Raw genomic sequence first — 20,909 nt, 5'->3', positions numbered from 1 at the left:
ACTGGTATTTAGGGATGATCGGCCTTGGGGCAGACCTGTATCTGACTATCGTGGAATCCTACTTCCTACCCTGGTTCCCAAGTCTGACTACGGTCTGACTAAATACCGATGTCCGTGGGAGCGGATGTTGGCCACTCACCTGATGTCCACCCCCCGATTAACGCTTCGGCGAAAATCTCACTATGTTCCCTCGGTCCAAAGCAAAAGATCGGAAAGGATCATAGCATGGCACGACCAACGATGCGCAGGATGCGCGACAATATCGAGGCGACCGCAATCGGGAAAACAGGACTGGCGAACGATCAGCACTACAAGAGACGAATCCTTGAACGAGAGTTCCAGGCAACAGGAAACTTGGCCATTGCCTCCGTTTTGAACCAGCAGCAAACAGCAATGGACCGCGCCGACGCAGCGAAGCGATACAACACAAGACCTAGGCGGACGCGTCAGGCCGATGGCCTTCGAACAAGGAAGGACTTCAAGTCTCCTGAGGGATTCAACGCATGTGGCTCTGTCCAGGGGCGATCCTATGCAAGCCGTGCTGGAGAACGCATGGAAAAGAAGCAGCAGGGCTTCCCAGATGTGATGCGCCACCCAACCACCGTCAACAATATGATCCTGCCGCTGACAGCGGATGCAAAGTCCAGCATCGATGCATGTCGCAGTCGAATGCGAGATGCATTGAGCCCATTGACTGACGGTGCACAGGTCTCAGGTCGTTTCCACTTCGCCATGGAGACCGCTGGGTATCTGGCCACGATCTTTCCTCAGGACCAATGGCCCGTCGGCTTCGATCCAATCAACCGTCCCGATGAGGTCTTCGCCCTGCTGCACTGGCACGGGATCGTCGCTGACCCTTATCTGAGCAAACAAGAAGTTCGCCGTATCGTCAGGGAAGCGTTCCCAGGCTGTCGCAGGGTTTGTGTCGCGACTGTTCAGCCAGAACGCATCAACAAGCATGGTGAGGTCACCCACGGTGCCCAGGGCTATCTGGAATACTCTGCCATGGAGAAGACCGAGGTTAAGTTGGACACCACTGAGCAGAAGAAGGATGCCGTGATTGGTCATGCCCTCCTGGGTGGTCAGGTCAACAAACGCAATCTTTCCTTCTCGATGGGCAAGTCCCTGGATGTGACTGGTGTCAGTATTGACCCTGCTCGTGTGATCGAACTCCAGGTGCAGGAACGGTTGGCCTATGTGAAACGAAACTTCGCCAAGCTTTCATATGCAGAGCAGTTCATTCATCTGTGGATGTCAGGATGGAACCAGGTCGTTCATAAGCCCCAGCCTTGGCTTCGACATGGTATGATTACTAGGAGTTCCTTTGTTGCCTTCCTCTCTCTAGTTAAGAAATGGTGCGGCGACCCAGACGCTGAAGATACATGTTTTTATGACTATCTGGACGCCCGCCTGGAATAATAGGCTCAGCAGGGCCGAGCCGTCCCAGATGTAAGCCTGGGTGCCGTCCTCGACGCTGCTGATCACCAAAACCACCCAGCTACAGCATTGAAACCCACGCTGAACTGCCCGCATTAGACCATCTCAACACCAGGTTCATTCTGGTGAATGAGACAGGCATGAAAATCAGCTAGGCACTCAACGACGACCGTTCTTTCCCTGGAAGCCAGCGATATAGGGTCGGGACTGAAACCCCCACCGCAGCAGCAGCATCCCTGACAGCGGTGCCATTCGCCAAAAGTTCACGGGCCGCGTTGATCTTGTCGTCAGTCATCTTCTTCGGACGCCCACCGACCCGACCCTTTGCCTTCGCGGCCCTGAGCCCCGCTTGGGTCCGCTCTATGATCAGATCACGTTCGAAGGCTGAGATTGCCCCCATGACGTGGAAGAGCAGTCTTCCGCCAGGGGTCTTGGTGTCGATGGCCTCGGACAGGCTCTGGAACTCGATGTTGTCCTGGTTGAGCCGATCCATGATTTCGATCAGATGTGGGAGGCTACGAGCCACACGATCCAGCTTGTAGACCACCAGCTTGTCATCAGCGTGTGGACGTAGGTAGGCCAGTGCTTCATTCAGCACGGGCCTGTCCTTCTTCGCACCAGATGCGGTCTCTATGAATATCTTCTCACACCCCGCCGCCTTCAGTGCCGCGATCTGGGCGTCATGGGTCTGTGTGTCTGTGCTGATCCGTGCGTATCCAATCTGCATTCGTTCTCCTTCTCAAAACTCGTGACCATCTTAGCAGGAATAGTGATTCGTTACGATAGGGGTTTATGAGAAATTCAGAACCAACGCTACACGGGCCGTTAGCAGCGGGAAGCCCAAGGGTAACGATAACCTTGAAACCAACCGATTTTGAGACACGGCCAAACTTCTTAAAGAAACCGACCAACCGTCAATCTGTATGTTTGGTATTCCTCACCATACTGATCAACAAGCCAAGGTTCTTCGGCGAACGGTGCGGCGGCTAGGACAACAATGGATGCAGACGCGATCAGCAATGCATTTGGTGACGCCGACATCAACGTCCAGCCGAGCACGATCATCATATCTGATACATATTGCGGGTTACGGGAATACCGATACAGCCCTGACGTTCTCAGGTTACCTGGCGCACCGCCTGTTTGATCGACGCCAAACTTCAGCACTTCCGACCACACACCCAGATTGCCCAGGACGATCAACGTCCCTCCCAAGGAGTATCTGATAGCAGCGGGAATGGACCAAGACCCCCACTCCATGACACCAACTGCGATCATGGTGCCAAACAGGGTGAAGGTTGGCACCCACACCAAGATCGGTGTCAGTGCCGTATACTCTTTTGGCGGCCACAGTCGGCGTTCGGGATAAGCGATGGACCAGACAATCGCTGCCAAGGTCCCGAACGCAATAGCGATCCCCATGGTGGTAAGCAGAACGACCGTCATGTTGCCCCATGGATGTGCTGCATCGCATCTCGACGTTCCTGCAAAGCCTGACGCACGATCTGAAACGCCGACGACAGGAACAACGTCGCCATAATCCCCGCAACGATCAGGTCTGGCCAACCTGTCGCAGTTCCCCAAACACCGAGGGCGGCAAAGACAACTGCCACATTGCCGATGGCATCGTTGCGTGAACACAGCCACACCGATCTGACGTTGGCATCTCCGTCTTTGTATCGAACCAGCAGCAGAACGCTGGCCAGGTTTGTTGCAAGTGCCATAACACCTACGCCCCCCATGATGCCCGCTTCAGGCACTCCAACGTAGAATACGCGGTAAAGGGTCGAGCCGAAGACCCAGAGGCCCATCAAGAGGAGGCTCAGCCCTTTTGCCAATGCAGCATTCGTGCGCACCTGAATGGACGCACCAATGACCGCCAGTGAAATGCCGTAGGTCAGGGCATCACCTAAGAAGTCCAATGCATCGGCCTGAAGAGCCTGAGACTGGGCATAGTGACCCGCCGACATCTCGACCACAAACATCGTGGCGTTCAGGGCGATGACGATCCAAAGGCGGCGTTTGTAATCAGCCGAGACGCCTTCGAACTTCGCATCATGTCCGCAGCAACCCGACATTACATAGCCTCCTTCACATTCGGATGTTGAGGGGGCAATGCTGTTGCGGGACCGTTAGGGATGGTCGGCACCAGGCCACGACGGAGGCGTTCCACACGTGCATTCATCCAGTGGCGGATCATGAGTCTATACAGCAATCCTTTGATGCCACGCAGTTGCTGGTGTTCCGTGTAAAATGCATCTGGTGATGCGAATGCCCCCAAGTCGGCGTTGATCCCCGTTCTCTGGATATATGTGTCACCCCCAGACCAGGCGACAGCAGGGGCATGGAGGTTGTCCGTGCCAGCACCAAATCCGCAGATACTGTCCTGATCGGGGAAAGCTCTTTGCAGTGCATTCAGCACGGCATCATCGAGGATGAAGCCCTCAAGGGTGATCCACCTCCCGTCCAATAAGACTTCTACCCATGAGTGCAGGATATTGGTCGGTGCGAGGGGGTAGACGATTTCGGGAACGATACCACGTTGCAGCGACTTGTGGATCGTGAAGCCATGGAAGCGGCATGGCAAATCCATCGCCCGCAGCAATGCCATCAGTAGGGTGGTCTTTGTATTGCACTGACCATAACCATCCCGCAGCACGTCGGAGGCTGGCAAGGTGTCGTCGCTGTTGTAGCCAAATGCGATTTCATTCCTGACAAACTCATAGGCGGCTTCTGCCCGCTCAGCAGGTTCAAGTTTGGACCACCCACGATCCGCAATCAGTGACTGGATCGGGCCTGCTGAGTAATTGAGGAGTGGGGTCTGTTGGGTCGTTGGATCAGAGGACATACGAATCGCCTTTTCTTTGTGTCCCACCCTATCTACAACCTCTAGTCACTAGAGCTTCAAGAGGTAAATCGCATGTTTTCTATCGGGCAATTGTCAAAGCAGACGGGTGTGAAAGTTCCTACCATTCGATACTACGAACAGGTTGGATTGCTGGTGTCCGCAGGTCGCACCGAAGGCAATCAACGACGATATGACAAAGAGGGTCTGGAACGGCTGGGCTTCATCAGACATGCCCGTGACCTTGGATTCTCCATCGAAGCCATCACCGCGTTGATCGATTTGCAGCAACATCCTGACCGATCCTGCCAAGAGGCCACCGAGATCGCCCAGCATCAACTGACCGACGTGCGTGAGAAGCTGCTAAGACTCAAGGCACTGGAAACCGAACTGGTTCGCATCGCAGACGGATGCGATGGCGAGGGAAGTTCAGAAGAGTGCTATGTTCTGGCATCATTGGCTGACCACGAACACTGTCGTGGTGAACATTGATGCAATCTGGCAAAATTCGCTTCGTTGTCAGTTAGACTTCCAAAATGACAACCATTCGCTTTCGGTGGGTGCGAACTCCCGCAACCAAAAACGCCGTCCCTCGGGGCGGCGTTTCCCGTTTCAGGGGGCTGATGATGCGCGTTTATGTCGTGGGCCCGGAGGCTGCCGATTTCACGATCGCTCCAACTTCCTTGAGCGTGTCGCCCATCGGATTGGTGCGCCGCCAGACAACACCAATGCTTCGTTTGGGAATCGGCGCGTCGAAGCGATTGACGCAGACAGATGCGGACCGTGTTTCGACCTCGATGGCCATTTCCGGGATGAGGGTCACGCCGATCTCTGCGCCGACCATCTGCACCAGCGTGCCCAACGAGCTGCCGTCCATCCCGGCATTTGGGCGGTTTGGACTTATGTTGCAAAACGACATGGCCTGATCCCGAAAACAGTGCCCTTCCTCCAGCAGAAGTAGGCGCATGGCGGACAGGTCAGCCATGGATATGGGGGGCTGATCGACGTCCTTGCCCGGTCGGATCAACACCATTTCCTCTTCGAACAGCGGGGTTTCGACCAAGGACGGTTCGTCCAGCGGCAATGCAACGATGGCGACGTCCAGTTGACCATCCAGCAATTCGTCGACCAGCCGCGGCGTAACCGTTTCACGGACATGCAGGTCTATGGTCGGATGCGCCTGTGTCAAAGCGCCGATCAGGTTCGGCAGAAGGTAGGGCGCAATCGTCGGTATGATGCCCAATCGCAACCGCCCGAGACCGGGCGCGCGTGCGGCTTCCGCCCAGTTCCCCAACTCGTCTACAGTTTGCAGAATAGTGCTGGCCCGGGTCGCAAATTCCTCGCCATGCGAGGTCAGCCGCAAGGATCGCGGGCGGCGTTCGAACAGTTGCAGGCCAAGCCCGTCTTCCAGTTCCCGGATCTGCACCGACAATGCGGGCTGCGAAATCGCACACCGCTCTGCGGCCCGCCCGAAGTGCAGCTCTTGGGACAGGGCCTTGAAGTATCGCAGTTGTTTGAGCGTCAGGTTCATAACCAAAAACTATCGTGATCATAAAGAAATACAACTTAAGTAAATCCATTGCCTCCGTTAGGTTGCGTCATGATCGAGGGGGAAATGGGTCTTGAGCGACGAATCGGGCCCTGACGCGCCTCAGGAAAAAGGAGTTGGAACTCAAGTCTAGAATCATTCTCAACAGACCTTAAGTTCCACCTCAGACCGCAAGACCGCATACATTATCGGAGAGCAATATGGACGGCAACGACATCGGTAAATGCCCAGTGATGCACGGCGCGAGCCTGCAAAGCACCTTTGGTGGGCGCACCAATCAAGACTGGTGGCCAAATGCCCTAAGGGTCGAAGTGTTGCATCAGCATGGGGCGCCGACCAATCCCATGGACCCGAGTTTCGATTACCGGGAGGCCGTCAAGGCGCTGGATTATGATGCGGTCAAAGCTGATCTGCATGCGTTGATGACGGACAGCCAACCGTGGTGGCCCGCCGACTGGGGCCATTATGGCGGCCTGATGATCCGTATGGCGTGGCACGCGGCCGGGACCTACCGGATGCAGGATGGCCGCGGTGGTGGCGCGTCCGGTGACCAACGCTTTGCCCCATTGAATTCATGGCCTGACAACGCGAGCCTCGACAAGGCGCGCCGTTTGCTGTGGCCCATCAAGAAGAAATACGGCAACGCCCTGTCATGGGCTGACCTGATGCTGTTGGCTGGCAATATTGCTTACGACTCCATGGGCTTGAAGACATTTGGATTCGGCTTTGGCCGTGCCGATACATGGGCACCCGGCATCGATATCAACTGGGGCGAAGAGAACGAATGGCTGGCCCCGAGCGAGAACCGCTACGAAGATCTGGATGATCCGTCGACCATGGCGAACCCTTTGGCGGCTGTTCATATGGGTCTGATCTACGTCAATCCCGAGGGGGTGAATGGCAATCCTGATCCCGCCCGCACGGCCCTGCATGTGCGCGAAACCTTTGCCCGCATGGCGATGAATGATGAAGAGACAGCCGCGTTGACTGCCGGTGGTCACACCGTCGGCAAGGCGCACGGCAATGGTGATGCGGGGGCGCTGGGTGCAGAGCCCGAAGGCGCTGGCATCGAGGCGCAGGGCATGGGGTGGACGAACCCCGCTCAGACCGACTCGGCCAGTTCGCTGGTCACGTCGGGCATTGAAGGCGCCTGGACCACGGAACCCACGAAATTCGACATGGGCTATTTCAAGCTGCTCTTTGGTTATGACTGGGAGCTGACCAAGTCGCCCGCAGGCGCGCATCAGTGGCAGCCCGTCGACATCAAGGAAGAAGATATGCCGGTCGATGCCGGTGATGGTGTGACCCGCCGCATGCCGATGATGACGGATGCGGATATGGCGATGAAGGTCGATCCGGCCTATCGCGCGATCTGCGAGAAGTTCATGGCGGATGAGGCCTACTTCCGCGATACGTTTGCGCGGGCATGGTTCAAGCTGACCCACCGCGATATGGGCCCGCGCGCCAACTACATTGGCCCCGATGTCCCCGCCGAAGATCTGATCTGGCAAGATCCGGTCCCTGCCGGCAACACCGGTTACGATGTGGATGCGGTGAAGGCCAGGATTGCAGACAGCGGCATCAGCCATGCTGATCTGATTGCAACTGCATGGGACAGCGCCCGTACCTTCCGTGGGTCGGACAAGCGGGGCGGCGCCAACGGCGCGCGCATCCGTCTTGCGCCGCAACGCACATGGGAAGCGAACGAGCCGGAGCGTCTGGATGCGGTGCTTGCCGCGCTGGAGCCGATTGCGGCCGACACCGGTGCGTCGGTTGCAGACGTCATCGTTCTTGGGGGCAATGTAGCTGTTGCAGCGGCGGCCAAGGCTGCCGGGTTCGACGTGGACGTTCCGTTCACGCCCGGGCGCGGTGATGCCACGGACGAAATGACGGATGCGGAAAGCTTCGATGTGCTTGAGCCACATGCAGACGGGTTCCGCAACTTCGCCAAGAGCGATCTGGCCATCAGCCCCGAAGAAATGCTGCTGGACCGCGCGCAACTGCTTGGTTTGACCAGTCAGGAGATGACGGTTCTGTTGGGCGGCCTGCGTGTTCTTGGGGCAAACCATGGTGGCTCCGAACACGGTGTGTTCACTGACCGCGTTGGTCAGTTGACGCAGGACTTCTTTGTGAACCTGACCGACATGTCCTACAGCTGGCACCCCGCGTCTGACGACAGCTACGAGATCCGCGATCGGGCCTCTGGCGCCGTCAAGTGGACCGCTGCCCGTGCCGATCTGGTGTTCGGCTCGAACTCCATCCTGCGGTCCTATGCCGAGGTGTATGCGCAGGACGACAACGCCGAGAAGTTCGTGACGGATTTTGTTGCCGCATGGACCAAGGTGATGAACGCGGATCGCTTCGATCTGCTGTAAGTCAGCAAAAAAGAACGAAACGCGGGCCCATTGTGGCCCGCGTTTTGCGTTTCAGACGTCGAAAAAGATGGTCTCGTCCGGGCCCTGAAGATGGATGTCGAACTGAAAGGTCGTGGGCGTCTTTTCGGTGGCGATCAGGGTCTGCACCCGGTTCTGATGTTCGATCCGGGTCAGCCACGGGTCGTCTGCCAGCATCGGATCGTTCGGGAAATACATGCGGGTTTGCAGGCCGATATTGATGCCCCGCGCCACGATCCAGAACGAGATATGCGGCGCCATCATGCGCCCATCGGGGAAGGGAACGGCCCCCGGTTTGATCGTCTCGAATGACCAGACGCCCGTGTCATAGTCCCCGGCGGCGCGGCCCCAGCCGGTGAAGTTCTGATCGGCGTCCCCGCGTGGATCGCCGTTTGGATAGATACCGTTGGCATCCGCTTGCCAGATTTCCACCAGCGCGTCCTTGAGCGGGGTGCCGGTGCCATCGAACACGGACCCGGTGACGGTGATCCGGTCCCCCTTGGTCTGATCGTTGACCATGGATGCGCCAAGGTCCTGGTCATAGACGCCTGTGATTCCGCAGAAATTCGGCACGCAACCGATATGCACGTAAGGCCCTGCGGTTTGCGACGGGTTTTCCTTGATGTGGGTGAGCTTTTGCATCAATTCCCCTCCATCCGGTTTTCAAAGAGGGTCGAACGCCGCCCGCGCAGCACGATGTCGAATTTGTACGCGCGGGCATCCATCGGGATGGTGTTGTTCATGTCCAGCGGGGCGATCAGTTGCGCGACCGCGTCGGGGTCGCTGATCGTACGCACGATGGGGCAGAGGGGGATCATCGGATCGCCTTCGAAATACATCTGGGTGATCAGGCGCTGGCCAAAGCTGCGCCCGAAGACGGAAAAGTGGATATGGGCGGGCCGCCAGTCGTTCACGCCGTTGGGCCACGGGTAGGCGCCGGGTTTGATGGTGCGGAAGGCATAGCCGCCATCGTCGCCGGTGATCGTCCGCCCGCAGCCGCCGAAATTCGGGTCGAGCGGGGCCAGATACCCTTCCTTCGCATGGCGATAGCGTCCGCCCGCGTTGGCCTGCCAGAATTCGAGCAGCGCACCGGGCACGCCGCGCCCGTTTTCATCAAGCACCCGACCATGCACAATAATCCGCTGCCCCAGCGCCATCTCGCCCGGTTGGGCAAAGTTCAGGATCAGGTCGTTGTCCAGATCACCCAGCATTTCGTGGCCAAAGACTGGGCCGGTCTCCTCGCTGAGCGTGGTGTTCATCGACAACAGCGCCTTTTGCGGGGATCTCACAACGCTGGTTTTGTAATCGGGGGTGAAACCTTTGGGGTGCCAATTGCGGTCCCGGTGGAACAGGGGGCCGTCGGTCATAGGCCAACCTCCATCTCGGCAAAGGTTTCCTTGGCGATTTGCAGGGCGCGGTTGGCGCGCGGCACACCTGCATAGATGGCGACGTGTTGAAACGCCTCGGCCACGTCCTGTTTGCTGGCCCCCGTGCGGATGGTCGCGCGGATGTGCATGGGGATTTCATCGAAGTTCCCGGTGGCGGCGAGCAGGGCGAGCGTCAGCATTGACCGTTCCCGCAGGCTGATGGCGTCACTGGCCCAGACCGTGCCCCACGCCCCTTCGGTGATCAGTTCCTGAAACGGGGCGTCGAAGGGTGTTTTCACCGCTTCGGCCCGGTCCACGTGGGCGTCGCCCAGCACCGTGCGGCGCACGCCCATGCCCTTCGCCCATTTGTCGTCCATCGAACCCTCCCTTTTTGTCGGTGATAGCATGGGGTCAGGGCCGTTGTCGCCTTGACTTTCCACCCCTTGCCCGGTGTATCTGCGCCGATCTGAATTGCAGCCCCGAAGGGACCACATCATGCATGCTTACCGCTCTCACTCCTGCGCCGCTCTGACCTCGGCCAATGTGGGTGATACCGTGCGTTTGTCGGGCTGGGTCCACCGGGTGCGCGACCACGGCGGCGTGTTGTTCATCGACCTGCGCGACCATTATGGCGTGACGCAGGTGCTGTGTGATCCCGACAGCCCGGTGTTCGCTGAGGTCGAGAAGGTGCGGTCGGAATGGTGTATTCGCATCGACGGCAATGTGAAGGCGCGCGATGCGTCGCTGGTGAACCCCAAGCTGCCCACGGGCGAGATCGAGGTGTTCATTCGCGACATGGAGGTGCTGGGCCATGCGGCCGAATTGCCGCTGATGGTGTTTGGCGATCAGGAGTACCCGGAAGAGACGCGCCTGACCTATCGCTACCTCGACCTGCGCCGCGACAAGATGCAAGAGAACATGAAGCTGCGGTCGGACGTGGTGGCGAGCATCCGCAAGCGCATGTGGGACAAGGAGTTTCGCGAATACCAGACGCCGATCATCACGGCCTCGTCCCCCGAAGGGGCGCGCGACTTCCTGGTGCCGTCGCGTCTTCATCCCGGCAAGTTCTATGCGTTGCCGCAGGCCCCACAGCAGTTCAAGCAGCTGTTGATGGTGTCGGGCTTTGACAAGTATTTCCAGATTGCACCCTGTTTCCGCGATGAAGACCCGCGTGCGGATCGTTCGCCCACCGACTTTTACCAGTTGGACATGGAGATGTCGTTCGTCACCCAGCAGGACGTGTTCGACACCGTGGCCCCCGTGCTGGCCGGTGTGTTCGAAGAATTCGGCGGCGGCAAGAAAGTGGACGCGCCCGAAAGCTGGGAGCAAATCAGCTACCGTGACGCGGCCCTGTGGTATGGATCGGACAAACCCGACCTTCGGAACCCTATCAAAATGCAAGTGGTCTCTGACCGCTTCCGCGATTCCGGCTTTGCGATTTTCGCAAAGCTGTTGGAGCAGGAGGGGACCGAGATCCGTGCGATCCCTGCGCCCACGGGTGGCAGCCGCAAGTTCTGTGACCGCATGAATGCTTATGCCCAGAAGGAAGGATTGCCCGGGATGGGGTATATTTTCTGGCGCGATCAGGGCGAAGGGATGGAAGCGGCTGGTCCGTTGGCCAAGAACATCGGTCCGGAACGCACCGAAGCGATCCGCCAGCAATTGGGTCTGGGCGTCGGCGATGCGGCGTTTTTCCTTGGTGGCAAACCCAAGGCGTTCGAGGCCATCGCGGGCCGTGCGCGCAACGTGATCGGTGAAGAGCTGAAGCTGATCGACGAGGATCGTTTTGCCTTTGCCTGGATCGTGGATTTCCCGATCTACGAGGCGGACGAGGAAACCGGTAAGATCGACTTTGAGCACAACCCGTTCTCCATGCCGCAAGGTGGGATGGACGCGCTGCAAGGCGATCCGCTGAACGTGCTGGGCTTTCAGTATGACCTTGCCTGCAACGGGTACGAATTGGTGTCGGGTGCGATCCGAAACCACCGGCCCGAGATCATGTTCAAGGCGTTCGAGATCGCAGGCTATGACGAGGCGGAAGTGCGCAAGCGCTTCGGTGGTATGGTCAACGCGTTCCAATACGGCGCGCCGCCCCACGGTGGCTGTGCGGCGGGCATCGACCGGATCGTGATGTTGCTGGCAGGTGAACAGAATATCCGCGAGGTGATCCTGTTCCCGATGAACCAGCGCGCCGAAGACCTGATGATGGACGCGCCCAACGATCCGACCAGCGATCAGCTGATGGAACTGGGCTTGCGCGTCATTCCGCAGGACTAGGCAAGCAATCGCGCAATACTGTTCGGTTGCCCCGTGAAATTCGGGGCGATCAATGCTATCTAGGGTCTGTGTTCGATCAGACCCATGGTGTGTAGCGTTGCGTGAATTTGACCCTCAAATTGCTGAAATTCGCTTTGGGTATGGGCTGTCGCCCCTCAAAAAGCCGCCGGAAAACGCCCAGGATGTGCTGGATGGGCTGACCGCTCCGGACGTGATGCAAAGCGCCTTTCCCATCGAACGCTTTGCCAAATTCAGGGCGCGCATGGTGCAGGCACAGGCGCAAAACGCGATTCGCCGGAAAAACCGTGGGACAGACATTGCCGAGGCTGCCCGAAAACAGCGCAACGTGCTGAACAGAGAGGCGCGGACCGCCATGTTTGACTGGTTGGGTCAAACGATGCTGCGGCGGACATATACAGAAACGGCCTTTCGAGAACGGATCATCGCGTTTTGGGCGGATCACTTCACCGCTAGAGGCAAGCGCGGCGTCATTCGGCGCGGCACGTCACCCTATATCGAAGCGGCCATTCGACCCTTTGTGACGGGTCGATTCGACGATCTGCTGCAATCTGCCGTGATGCACCCGCTGATGCTGGATTATCTGGACCAGACCCGCGCCATGGGACCGAACAGCACGCGTGCGATCAAACGCGGGCCCAAAAACCCGGCAGGCCTGAATGAAAACCTCGCGCGCGAGGTTCTGGAACTTCACACGCTGGGTGTGAACGGCCCCTATACCCAAGACGACGTGACGCAATTGGCTGAACTCTTTACCGGCATGACGTTTGATGCCCGAAACGGGTTCAAATTCCGTCAGGATTTTGCGGAACCGGGTGCCGAAACGGTGTTGGGCGTGGCCTATGGCGAAGAGCCGAGAGTGAAATGGGTGCGCGAAGCGCTTGTTGATTTGGCGGCGCACCCCTCCACCGCCCGCCATCTGGCGTGGAAAATGGCGGTCCATTTCGTGTCTGACCATCCCGATCCCAAGCTGATTGACGCGTTGGAGGCTGCCTATATCGATCATGATGGCGCTTTGATGCCCGTCTATGAGGTGTTGCTGGGTCATCCGTCCGCGTGGGAGCCCACGTTTTCCAATTTCAAATTGCCGATTGATTTCGTGTCATCTGCACTGCGTGCCCTCGCCATCCCTGAAAATGCCTTTGCGGGGCGTGACGAAAAGTGGATGAGACGGTTTTTTGCGATGCCGCTTGTGCATATGGGCCAGACATGGGAGCGCCCCGTGGGGCCTGATGGCTGGGCCGAGGAGGATCCCGAGTGGATCACACCGCAGGGTATTTCGGCGCGGGTGGCGTGGGCCATGGACGTGCCTGTTCGAATGAAAGATCCGCTGCCCGACCCGCGCGCGTTCGCCGAAACCGCGCTGGGGCGATTTGCGGATGATGCGGTGCGGTTCGCTGCCGGCGCTGCCGAAAGCCGACCCGAAGCCGTTGGTCTGGTTCTGATGTCCCCTGCGTTTCAGCGCAAATAGGAGATTGTGATGTCTTCGCCTTTATCTCGCCGTGCCTTTCTTGCCCGCAGCGGACTTGTCGGATGCTCGCTGGCTGCCAGCCCCTTGCTGACACCGGTGAGCCTTGCAGCTGCACCTTGGGACACGCGACTTGTCGTGATCATCCTGCGCGGCGGGATGGACGGGCTGGACGTGGTGCAGCCCTATGGTGATCCTGCATTCAGCAAGCTGCGCGGGTCTCTTGCCGTGGGGGCTGAGGGCGGGGCGCATGACCTTGATGGTTACTTTGCCATGCATCCCAGCCTTGGCCCGCTTGTCCCGATGTGGGACGCGGGGCAGTTGTCTTTTGTTCATGCCGTGTCCACGCCCTATCGCGACAAACGCAGCCATTTCGATGGTCAGGACCTGCTGGAGGCGGGGACCACAAGTATGGCGGGCGTCCGTGATGGATGGTTGAACCGTATGCTGCAAGCCGTGCCCGGCGTGACGCCCCAGACGGCCTATGCCGTGGGGCGCAGTGACATGCGGCTGCTTCAGGGTGCGGCCGAGGTGGCCAACTGGGCGCCCGATGCTGACCTGAGATTGAGCCCGCAGGCCGCGCGATTGCTTGAGCTTGTGACGGAGTCTGACCCGGCCTTGCACGCGGCCCTTGCCGAAGCGCAGGTGTTGTCCAGCGTCGGTGAGGGCATCGACAAAAAGGGCAAGAGTGGCCATGTGCAGATCGCTGAGTTTGCGGCTGCGCGATTGTCGGAAGAGGCGCGGATTGCGGCGTTTTCGCTGAATGGGTGGGATACCCATGGCGGTCAGGCCCGGTTCATGGACACGGCACTGACCCGTCTGTCGGAGACCCTTTTGACCCTGCGCGGCAAGATGCGCGGCGACACGTGGCGCAAGACGGCTGTTGTTGCGATGACCGAGTTTGGCCGGACCGCACGGCAGAATGGCACGGCCGGGACGGATCATGGCACCGGCGGTCTGATGATCGTGGCGGGGGGCGCGATCAAGGGTGGTCGCGTATATGGTCAATGGCCGGGCATCGGCGACGGCGATCTGTTTCAGGATCGCGATCTGATGCCGACGGGTGACGTGCGCGCACAGGCGGCTTGGGTGATGCGTGGATTGACCGGTTTGGATCGCAGCGTTCTGGAAAGTTCGATCTTCCCGGGCCTGGACATGGGTGGTGATCCCGGTCTGGTGCTCTGACGCCTGCCGAATGCCCCTTGGCCTTGGGCGTCTGCTTGCCTAACGTCCGGCCATGACTGCGATTTACAAATTGAACGCGGCGCCGGTGCCCAATTGGGTGCCACCGCCTGTCCCGGATGCAAAGACCGTCATGAAAGGCGCGCACACGCGGTTGGAGCCGTTGCGCGCAGATGTGCATGCCGCGCTTTTGTACCGATCCTATGTCGGGCATGACGGTGTTTGGGATTATCTGCCCTACGGTCCGTTTTCGTCGTCCGCGCAATACCATCGATGGGTGCGTGATATGGAACAGGACCCGGCTGTTCAGTTCTATGCGATTTTCAATATCGCCACGGCGCAATACGAAGGCGTGGCAAGCTTTCTACGTATAGCGCCGGAGGCTGGCAGTATCGAAGTGGGCCACATCAATTTCAGCCCCGCATTGCAGCGCACCCGCGCCGCGACAGAAGCGCTTTTCCTGATGATGGAGTGGTCATTTGCGGCCGGGTATCGGCGTTTTGAGTGGAAGTGCAATGCGTTGAACCGTGCGTCGCGCGCGGCGGCCCAACGCCTTGGCCTGAGTTTCGAAGGCATCTTTCGGCAAGCTGCGGTTGTCAAAGGGTGCAACCGCGACACCGCATGGTTTGCCGCCATTGACGCCGAGTGGCCTGCGCTCAAGGAAGCATTTGGCGCATGGTTGTCAGACAGCAACTTCGATGCGGACGGTGCGCAGATCGAGCACCTGTCTGACCTGACCCGGCTGGTGCGTGTGGCAGATGATCCAATGCTGGGTGCGGGCTGACGCCTGGGCTTAGATCGCGATCTTGTCTGCCAACCGGTCCTGGACAAGCCCTGCAATGGCTGCTGTCTCGGATGCGGCTGCGTCACCCCGTGCCCGTTTTTGCGCAAGCGCGTCCGTGGCCTGCAGCAATTCATCGTCCCGCGCACTGCGCGCGACGCCGCCCAGGAATTGAACGACATAATCGAGCGTCCGCATGTCTTGTGCATCTTCCAGAACATCGGCCACATGAACCATGTCGTCGCGATAGGCGATGGGATCGGGTTCAACCTCCCCCTCCGGCACGGCGCGGGGGCCCATCGGCTGCCGATCTTCGGGCAGGTGGGTCAGGATCGCTTCCTGAAAGGCGGCCAGCGAGACAATGGGTTTCGATATGAAGCCGTCAGCGCCAGCCTCCAGCGCGCGGGCTTCGCTGTCTGCGTCGCCCGAGATACCCAGAACCACATCCGGGCGCTGTGCTGCCGTCGCCAAGTCGCGGATCAGGTCAGCGCCGTTGCCGTCGGGCAGGCCCAGATCGATGATCGCAACCGAGGGGCGATAGACCTGCAGGTGCCGCCGTGCCGCGCGCATCGTGTCTGCCCGCCGAATGCGTGCGCTGCTGCGCAGACACAAAAGGCGCATCGCCTCGCACGCATATCGACTGTCCTCGATCACAAGGACTGTCAGGCCCAGCAAGGGACGCATGGCGGTGGGCGCGGGATAGTTTGGTTTGAACGGGTCCGTCGTGTCCATCTGATCCTCCAAAAACTCTTGCGACTCATCGTTACGTGTCCATGCCTAACAGCGCGTTAACGCCCACTTGCACGCAGGCGGCCCCTTGGCGATAAGGGCGCACCGCAGCCCCAACCACAGGAGCCCGCCATGATCGGTCGCTTGAATCACGTCGCCATCGCCGTCCCCGACCTTGAGGCCGCCGCTGCGCAATATCGCAGCGCGCTGGGCGCGAATGTCGGCGCTCCACAGGACGAACCCGATCACGGTGTGACCGTCATTTTCATCGAGTTGCCGAACACGAAGATCGAGTTGCTGTACCCTTTGGGTGAGAACTCTCCGATCCAGGGGTTTCTGGACAAGAACCCGTCCGGCGGGATCCATCACGTCTGCTACGAAGTTGAGGATATCATCGCCGCCCGCGACCATCTGAAGGCCAGCGGCCTGCGGGTGTTGGGGGATGGAGAGCCAAAGATCGGTGCCCATGGCAAGCCTGTCTTGTTCCTGCATCCCAAGGACATGAATGGCACCCTGACAGAGCTTGAGCAGGTCTGATGGGGATCACATCCGCCCTTGTTCTTTATGCCGTCATCTGGTGGCTGTGCTTCCTGATTGCCCTGCCCATCAAGGTACAGACCCAAGGTGATCTGGGCGAGGTTGAGCCCGGCACGCATGCAGGCGCGCCCGAGCATCACCACACCCGCCGCAAGGCGTGGATCGTGACGTGGGTGGCGCTGGTGCTTTGGATCATTATCGCCGGCATCATCCTGTCGGGATGGATCAGTCTGGACGATATGGACTTCTTTGATCGGTCGCTTGAGCCGCTGTAACTGCATGGAAGATGTGAGTGAACGTGGCGGCCCCGATGATCGGGATCAGCAAGTTCACCAAGGGCACGGACAGCGGGATCGCCATCAGCGTTCCCGCAAGCCAGATCGTGCCATTGTGCGCGCGGCGTAATTCCTTTGCCCGTTCCCGTCCCACGCGGCGCATGGCGGCAAGCGTGAAGTATTCCCGGCCCAACAGGAATCCGTTGAGGCCCCAGAAGATGAAGGGCGCTGCCGGGGCGAACATGACATAGAGGATCAGTGCCAGAATGTTGGCAGTGATCAGCACGCCGAGGAAGTTCACTGTATCCACGAGCGCATCGCCAATTGGTATGCTTTTGGCCGGGGGCAGGTGTGGGTAGTGTTTGTCTTCGACCGCTTGCGCGACTTCATCGAGGAACATTGAGGTTATGGCCGAGGCCACTGGCATCATCAGGAAAATCGACAGCACCAAAAACAGGAAGAACGAACTCCAGGTGATGATATCCCCCAGCCATGTGATCGTGCCGATCCACGGCAGCGACACGCCGTCCGCCGTGAGCCAGCCGATGAACCAGACAAAGCCGGATGTGGCGGCGATCAGCAGGGCGACAGTTAGCGCGATGCCGAGGAGCAGGACCCGGCGAAAGCGCGGGTCGCTGATCTGGCCGAGGGCTGCGAAGAAGGACGTGACGATCATGCGTCGACCCATGTGGTGATGGAGGGCACGTCGGGGCGGGGGCGCTCCGGCGGGGTCGCGGTTTCGGTGCCGATGTGGATGAAACCCGCGACGCGTTCGTTGTCAGCAAGGTTCAGAGCTTGGGCCATGAAGCCCCGGTCATGGCTGGGCCAACCGCTGAGCCAGTTGGCCCCCCAGCCTGCCGCAAGGGCAGCGTTCAGAAGGGACAGGCAGACAGCACCGGCGGAGTAAGTCATTTCAAGTGCTGGGATTTTTTCGACTTTGCGGTCGATTTCGATCACTGCAACGGCGAGGTGCCCTTGGTCGAATTGGCTGCGTCCCTTGGTGATTTGTTCGGGGTCGAGGCCGAGGGCACGGCCGCGCGTTTCCGCCGTTTCTGCGAGACGAGGCATGGCGCCTTTGCCCAGCACGATGAAGCGCCAGGGTTCGAGCTTGCCGTGATCGGGGGTGCGGGCGGCGGCGGTCAGAAGCTGTTCCAGCGTTGCGCGGTCGGGGACCGGTTCGGCCAAGGTCTTGGCGGGGCGGGACCGGCGGGTCAGCAGGAAATCGAGGGCGGCTTGGTTGCGTGCGGGCATATGTTACGCCTTTTTACATGTTGAGGGTCATGTCGTGGCGAATGGCTGCGACGTCAAGGGGTTAGAGGCCAAGTTGTTGGACCATATGGTCAATTTCCGCGCGCAGGAACGCATTAAACCGCGGACCGGGTTGGCGGTTGTTCAGGGCGCGGGCCATGGGGTCTGCGGCGGTGATCTTGCTGCCTGACAGCGCCTCGAGCGTGGCGTGACCGCAGAAGGGGACGTAGATTTCGGAATAGCCGCCTTCGTGGCTGAGGACTAGTTTACCGTCACAGATGCGTTCGGCTAAGGCTTTGATTTTTAGCGTCATTTCGCGGAAGGTTTCGGCTGTGGCGAGCATCCGGGCGAGGGGGTCGACGGCCCCTGCATCGTACCCACAGGCGACGATGATCAGGTCGGGGTTGAAGGCTTCGATAGCGGGGGTGGCGACCCGGTCGATGGCATGGAGATACGCGGTGTGACCGGCCCCGGCGGGCAGCGGGAGGTTGAGGTTTGCGCCCTCTCCGGCGCCCGTGCCGCGGTCCGTTAAGTGACCGGTATCCAAGGGGTAATTCCCTTCTTGGTGGATCGAGATTGTGAGCACATCAGGGCGGTCATAGAAGATGGATTCCGTGCCGTTTCCGTGGTGCACGTCCCAGTCGAGAACGGCGACTTTCAGATCAGGGCGGGTGGCTTTGGCGGCCTCGATCGCGATGGCGATGTTGGCCATGAGGCAGAAGCCCATCGGAGTGGCGGCCTCGCAATGGTGCCCCGGCGGGCGGGCGAGCGCATAGGCGTTTTCGTGGGTGCCTTTCAGCACGGCTTCGACGGCGGCTGAGGTCAGGCCTGCGGCGAGGGCTGCGATGTCGTATCCGCCTTTGGCAAAGGGCGCGTGGTGGCCGATCTCGCCGCCATTCGCATCTGATAAGGCTTTGAATTCGTCTAGGTATTCGGCTGAGTGCGCAGCAAGGAGTTGCTCTTGGGTTGCTGCGTCGGCAGAGGTGACGTGCAGGTCGTTCGTCAGGCCGGTGACGTCCATCAGGTTCTTCATGCGGCGCTTGGTCTCGGGGCTTTCTGGCAAACCCCCGGCAGCCAGGGGTTGCACCAATCCACCAAGCGGCACTGTGAAGGCATAGTTGCCGCCGCCGTGCCACATCGTGCGTTCATCCCAGTAGAATCCGGTGCTCATCTCACCCTCCGATTTTTGGGGCAGCGTGGCGAAGGGGGGCGGGGTTGTCCATGGGGGCATGCGGTGGGTTGATCATGGATTTCGGGTGCGGATTTCAGGGCGATGTTCCCATACCTTCCTCAAGCAGGTTGTCGACATCCAGTGGGTCGTTGATCATGGCGAGAGTGCCGTCGGCTTGGCGCGGCCAGTCCGCCTGTGCCCGGTCGCGGTAGAGTTCGATCCCGTTGCCGTCGGGGTCGCGGAAATACACAGCTTCGGACACGCCGTGATCGGCGGCCCCATCCAGCGGCGTGCCGTGGGCGAGCACCCGCCCGAGGGCCGCCCCAAGCGAGGCGCGGTCCGGAAAAAGGAAGGCGACGTGGTAGAGGCCCGCCGCCCGGTCCGGCGCGGGACCTGCACCACGCGAGTGCCATGTGTTCAGGCCAATATCGTGGTGGTAGGCACCTGCCGACAGAAATGCGGCCTGGGTGCCGTAGCGTTGGGTCAACGTGAACCCCAGCACGTCGCCGTAGAAGGCGATGGCGCGATCAAGGTCTGTGACCTTGAGGTGGATATGGCCGACGCGTGTGTCGGCGGGAACGCGGGTGGACATGTGTGCTCTCCTTTGATGTGCAAGGTAAGGGCCGCGGACCCGCGCGCCTATCCGCATATGCGCACAGGATTGGTAGACAGGCGCACGATCCGCGCCCTAGGCTGGATGCCTGCCAACGGAGGATGCCATGGACTTTTTGCGCACCGAGGACGCCCGTTTCGAAGGGCTGCCGGATTATGATTTCGCCCCGCACTATATGGATGTGGACGACACGGACGGTGGAACGCTGCGGGTGCACTATCTGGACGAGGGACCACGGGACGGCGAGGTTGTTCTGGTCATGCATGGCGAGCCGACGTGGTCCTATCTGTATCGCAACATGATCCCGGTGTTCACCCAAGCCGGGCACCGCGTGCTGGCCCCCGACCTGGTGGGCTTTGGCCGGTCCGACAAGCCGACACAGCAATCGGACTATACCTATCAGCGGCATGTGGATTGGATGAGTGACTGGCTGCGGCAGGTTGATGCAAGCGGCATTACGTTGCTGTGTCAGGACTGGGGCGGGTTGATCGGGTTGCGCCTGTTGGCGGCGATGCCGGATCGGTTCAAGCGGTTGGTTGTGGCCAACACGGCCCTGCCCACCGGCGATCAGCCGATGAGTGAGGCGTTCAAGATGTGGCGCGAGTTTTCGCAGACGGTGAACCCGTTCGATTCCGGGCGCATCGTCTATGGCGGGACGGAAAGCAAGCTGACCGAGGATGAAGTCGCCGCCTATAACGCGCCGTTTCCGGATGAGAGTTACAAGGCCGGTGCGCGTGTGTTTCCGATGCTGGTGCCTGACAGCCCGGATGATCCGGCAGCGGGTCCGAACCGGGCGGCGTGGGCCGTGTTGCAAGGGCTGGAATTGCCCGTCTTGACCGCGTTTGGCGCGCAAGACAAGGTGATGGCAGGTGTCGAGAAGGTATTTCAGCGGATCATGCCGGGGGCCGACGGGCAGGCACATGTCATATTTGATGGCGCGGGGCATTTCCTGCAGGAGGATGTCGGACCCGAGTTGGCACGGGCTGCGGTGGCGTTCATGGACGCCAACCCCTAACGCG

Annotated in this window: 23 protein-coding genes; 10 read left to right on the top strand and 13 right to left on the bottom strand. The window is 59.8% G+C overall.

Translation table 11 applies throughout. From position 1 onward, the window contains the following. The first annotated feature begins 225 nt into the window (after positions 1-225). Positions 226-1,419: a hypothetical protein gene (locus Q1A32_RS04205; protein ID WP_299649962.1), complete on the top strand. Its 1,194-nt coding sequence runs from the start codon at positions 226-228 to the stop codon at positions 1,417-1,419. A gap of 169 nt (positions 1,420-1,588) precedes the next feature. On the opposite strand, the gene Q1A32_RS04200 is transcribed toward Q1A32_RS04205, so the two are convergent. The 4 genes from Q1A32_RS04200 to Q1A32_RS04185 all read right to left on the bottom strand — a co-directional run bounded on the left by Q1A32_RS04200 (position 1,589) and on the right by Q1A32_RS04185 (position 4,285). Then, positions 1,589-2,164 (bottom strand): recombinase family protein, encoded by a 576-nt coding sequence (locus Q1A32_RS04200; RefSeq protein WP_299649959.1) that lies wholly within the window; start codon positions 2,162-2,164, stop codon positions 1,589-1,591. Positions 2,165-2,331: 167 nt separating this feature from the next. Further along, positions 2,332-2,883 (bottom strand): isoprenylcysteine carboxylmethyltransferase family protein, encoded by a 552-nt coding sequence (locus Q1A32_RS04195; protein ID WP_299649956.1) that lies wholly within the window; start codon positions 2,881-2,883, stop codon positions 2,332-2,334. Then, the gene (locus Q1A32_RS04190) at positions 2,880-3,515 is read right to left on the bottom strand and encodes a cation transporter (RefSeq protein ID WP_299649953.1); all 636 of its coding nucleotides are present in this window, start codon (positions 3,513-3,515) and stop codon (positions 2,880-2,882) included. The genes Q1A32_RS04195 and Q1A32_RS04190 overlap by 4 nt, the downstream gene beginning before the upstream one ends. Then, the gene (locus Q1A32_RS04185; RefSeq protein ID WP_299649950.1) at positions 3,515-4,285 is read right to left on the bottom strand and encodes a transglutaminase family protein; all 771 of its coding nucleotides are present in this window, start codon (positions 4,283-4,285) and stop codon (positions 3,515-3,517) included. The genes Q1A32_RS04190 and Q1A32_RS04185 overlap by 1 nt, the downstream gene beginning before the upstream one ends. Before the next feature lie 72 nt (positions 4,286-4,357). Here Q1A32_RS04185 and Q1A32_RS04180 point away from each other — a divergent pair, with 72 nt between their 5' ends. Then, on the top strand, positions 4,358-4,774 hold the full coding sequence (locus tag Q1A32_RS04180) for a helix-turn-helix domain-containing protein (protein WP_299649947.1): 417 nt from the start codon (positions 4,358-4,360) through the stop codon (positions 4,772-4,774). A 142-nt stretch (positions 4,775-4,916) separates the two neighbouring features. On the opposite strand, the gene Q1A32_RS04175 is transcribed toward Q1A32_RS04180, so the two are convergent. After that, complete coding sequence (locus Q1A32_RS04175) at positions 4,917-5,813, bottom strand: hydrogen peroxide-inducible genes activator (RefSeq protein WP_299649944.1); 897 nt, start codon at positions 5,811-5,813, stop codon at positions 4,917-4,919. 218 nt (positions 5,814-6,031) lie between these two features. On the opposite strand from Q1A32_RS04175, the gene katG reads away from it, so the two are divergent. After that, on the top strand, positions 6,032-8,206 hold the full coding sequence (gene katG / locus Q1A32_RS04170) for a catalase/peroxidase HPI (protein ID WP_299649941.1): 2,175 nt from the start codon (positions 6,032-6,034) through the stop codon (positions 8,204-8,206). A gap of 51 nt (positions 8,207-8,257) precedes the next feature. On the opposite strand, the gene pcaG is transcribed toward katG, so the two are convergent. From pcaG to pcaC, 3 genes are read right to left on the bottom strand one after another with little or no spacing between them, the layout of a single operon-like run. Then, positions 8,258-8,866, bottom strand: a complete 609-nt coding sequence (gene pcaG / locus Q1A32_RS04165) for a protocatechuate 3,4-dioxygenase subunit alpha (protein ID WP_299649938.1) — start codon at positions 8,864-8,866, stop codon at positions 8,258-8,260. After that, the gene (gene pcaH / locus Q1A32_RS04160) at positions 8,866-9,591 is read right to left on the bottom strand and encodes a protocatechuate 3,4-dioxygenase subunit beta (RefSeq protein WP_299649935.1); all 726 of its coding nucleotides are present in this window, start codon (positions 9,589-9,591) and stop codon (positions 8,866-8,868) included. The genes pcaG and pcaH overlap by 1 nt, the downstream gene beginning before the upstream one ends. Further along, entirely contained in the window at positions 9,588-9,968 is a 381-nt protein-coding gene (gene pcaC / locus Q1A32_RS04155) for a 4-carboxymuconolactone decarboxylase (RefSeq protein ID WP_299649932.1), read from the bottom strand. Before pcaC ends, pcaH begins: the two co-directional genes overlap by 4 nt. Before the next feature lie 118 nt (positions 9,969-10,086). On the opposite strand from pcaC, the gene aspS reads away from it, so the two are divergent. From aspS to Q1A32_RS04135, 4 genes are all read left to right on the top strand, one after another. Then, positions 10,087-11,868 (top strand): aspartate--tRNA ligase, encoded by a 1,782-nt coding sequence (gene aspS, locus Q1A32_RS04150; RefSeq protein ID WP_299649929.1) that lies wholly within the window; start codon positions 10,087-10,089, stop codon positions 11,866-11,868. 97 nt (positions 11,869-11,965) lie between these two features. Beyond that, positions 11,966-13,357 (top strand): DUF1800 family protein, encoded by a 1,392-nt coding sequence (locus Q1A32_RS04145; RefSeq protein ID WP_299649926.1) that lies wholly within the window; start codon positions 11,966-11,968, stop codon positions 13,355-13,357. A gap of 9 nt (positions 13,358-13,366) precedes the next feature. After that, entirely contained in the window at positions 13,367-14,539 is a 1,173-nt protein-coding gene (locus Q1A32_RS04140; protein WP_299649923.1) for a DUF1501 domain-containing protein, read from the top strand. A 52-nt stretch (positions 14,540-14,591) separates the two neighbouring features. After that, a complete protein-coding gene (locus tag Q1A32_RS04135) occupies positions 14,592-15,320 on the top strand; it encodes a GNAT family N-acetyltransferase (RefSeq protein ID WP_299649920.1) in 729 nt (242 codons plus the stop codon). Positions 15,321-15,329: 9 nt separating this feature from the next. Here the strand turns inward: Q1A32_RS04135 and Q1A32_RS04130 are convergent, their stop codons facing one another. Further along, positions 15,330-16,049 (bottom strand): response regulator, encoded by a 720-nt coding sequence (locus Q1A32_RS04130; RefSeq protein WP_299649917.1) that lies wholly within the window; start codon positions 16,047-16,049, stop codon positions 15,330-15,332. Positions 16,050-16,178: 129 nt separating this feature from the next. Here Q1A32_RS04130 and mce point away from each other — a divergent pair, with 129 nt between their 5' ends. Together mce and Q1A32_RS04120 are read left to right on the top strand one after the other, a co-directional pair. Next, a complete protein-coding gene (gene mce, locus Q1A32_RS04125) occupies positions 16,179-16,583 on the top strand; it encodes a methylmalonyl-CoA epimerase (RefSeq protein ID WP_299609215.1) in 405 nt (134 codons plus the stop codon). Then, the gene (locus tag Q1A32_RS04120; protein ID WP_299649914.1) at positions 16,583-16,858 is read left to right on the top strand and encodes a DUF1467 family protein; all 276 of its coding nucleotides are present in this window, start codon (positions 16,583-16,585) and stop codon (positions 16,856-16,858) included. Before mce ends, Q1A32_RS04120 begins: the two co-directional genes overlap by 1 nt. Here the strand turns inward: Q1A32_RS04120 and Q1A32_RS04115 are convergent. From Q1A32_RS04115 to Q1A32_RS04100, 4 genes are all read right to left on the bottom strand, one after another. Continuing rightward, on the bottom strand, positions 16,809-17,534 hold the full coding sequence (locus Q1A32_RS04115) for an EI24 domain-containing protein (protein ID WP_299609221.1): 726 nt from the start codon (positions 17,532-17,534) through the stop codon (positions 16,809-16,811). The genes Q1A32_RS04120 and Q1A32_RS04115 overlap by 50 nt on opposite strands. Further along, positions 17,531-18,109 carry a nitroreductase family protein gene (locus tag Q1A32_RS04110; RefSeq protein ID WP_299649911.1) on the bottom strand — a complete coding sequence of 193 codons (579 nt, stop codon included), beginning with the start codon at positions 18,107-18,109 and terminating at the stop codon, positions 17,531-17,533. Before Q1A32_RS04110 ends, Q1A32_RS04115 begins: the two co-directional genes overlap by 4 nt. A 61-nt stretch (positions 18,110-18,170) precedes the next feature. Continuing rightward, entirely contained in the window at positions 18,171-19,277 is a 1,107-nt protein-coding gene (locus tag Q1A32_RS04105; RefSeq protein WP_299649908.1) for a class II histone deacetylase, read from the bottom strand. A gap of 94 nt (positions 19,278-19,371) precedes the next feature. Then, positions 19,372-19,869: a VOC family protein gene (locus tag Q1A32_RS04100; RefSeq protein WP_299649905.1), complete on the bottom strand. Its 498-nt coding sequence runs from the start codon at positions 19,867-19,869 to the stop codon at positions 19,372-19,374. A 127-nt stretch (positions 19,870-19,996) separates the two neighbouring features. On the opposite strand from Q1A32_RS04100, the gene Q1A32_RS04095 reads away from it, so the two are divergent. Further along, the gene (locus Q1A32_RS04095) at positions 19,997-20,905 is read left to right on the top strand and encodes a haloalkane dehalogenase (RefSeq protein WP_299649902.1); all 909 of its coding nucleotides are present in this window, start codon (positions 19,997-19,999) and stop codon (positions 20,903-20,905) included. Positions 20,906-20,909: the final 4 nt, after the last annotated feature.

Origin of the sequence: uncultured Tateyamaria sp. (assembly GCF_947503415.1) — a bacterium.
GTDB lineage: Bacteria > Pseudomonadota > Alphaproteobacteria > Rhodobacterales > Rhodobacteraceae > Tateyamaria.
This window is presented reverse-complemented; position numbering and strand designations above follow the sequence as displayed.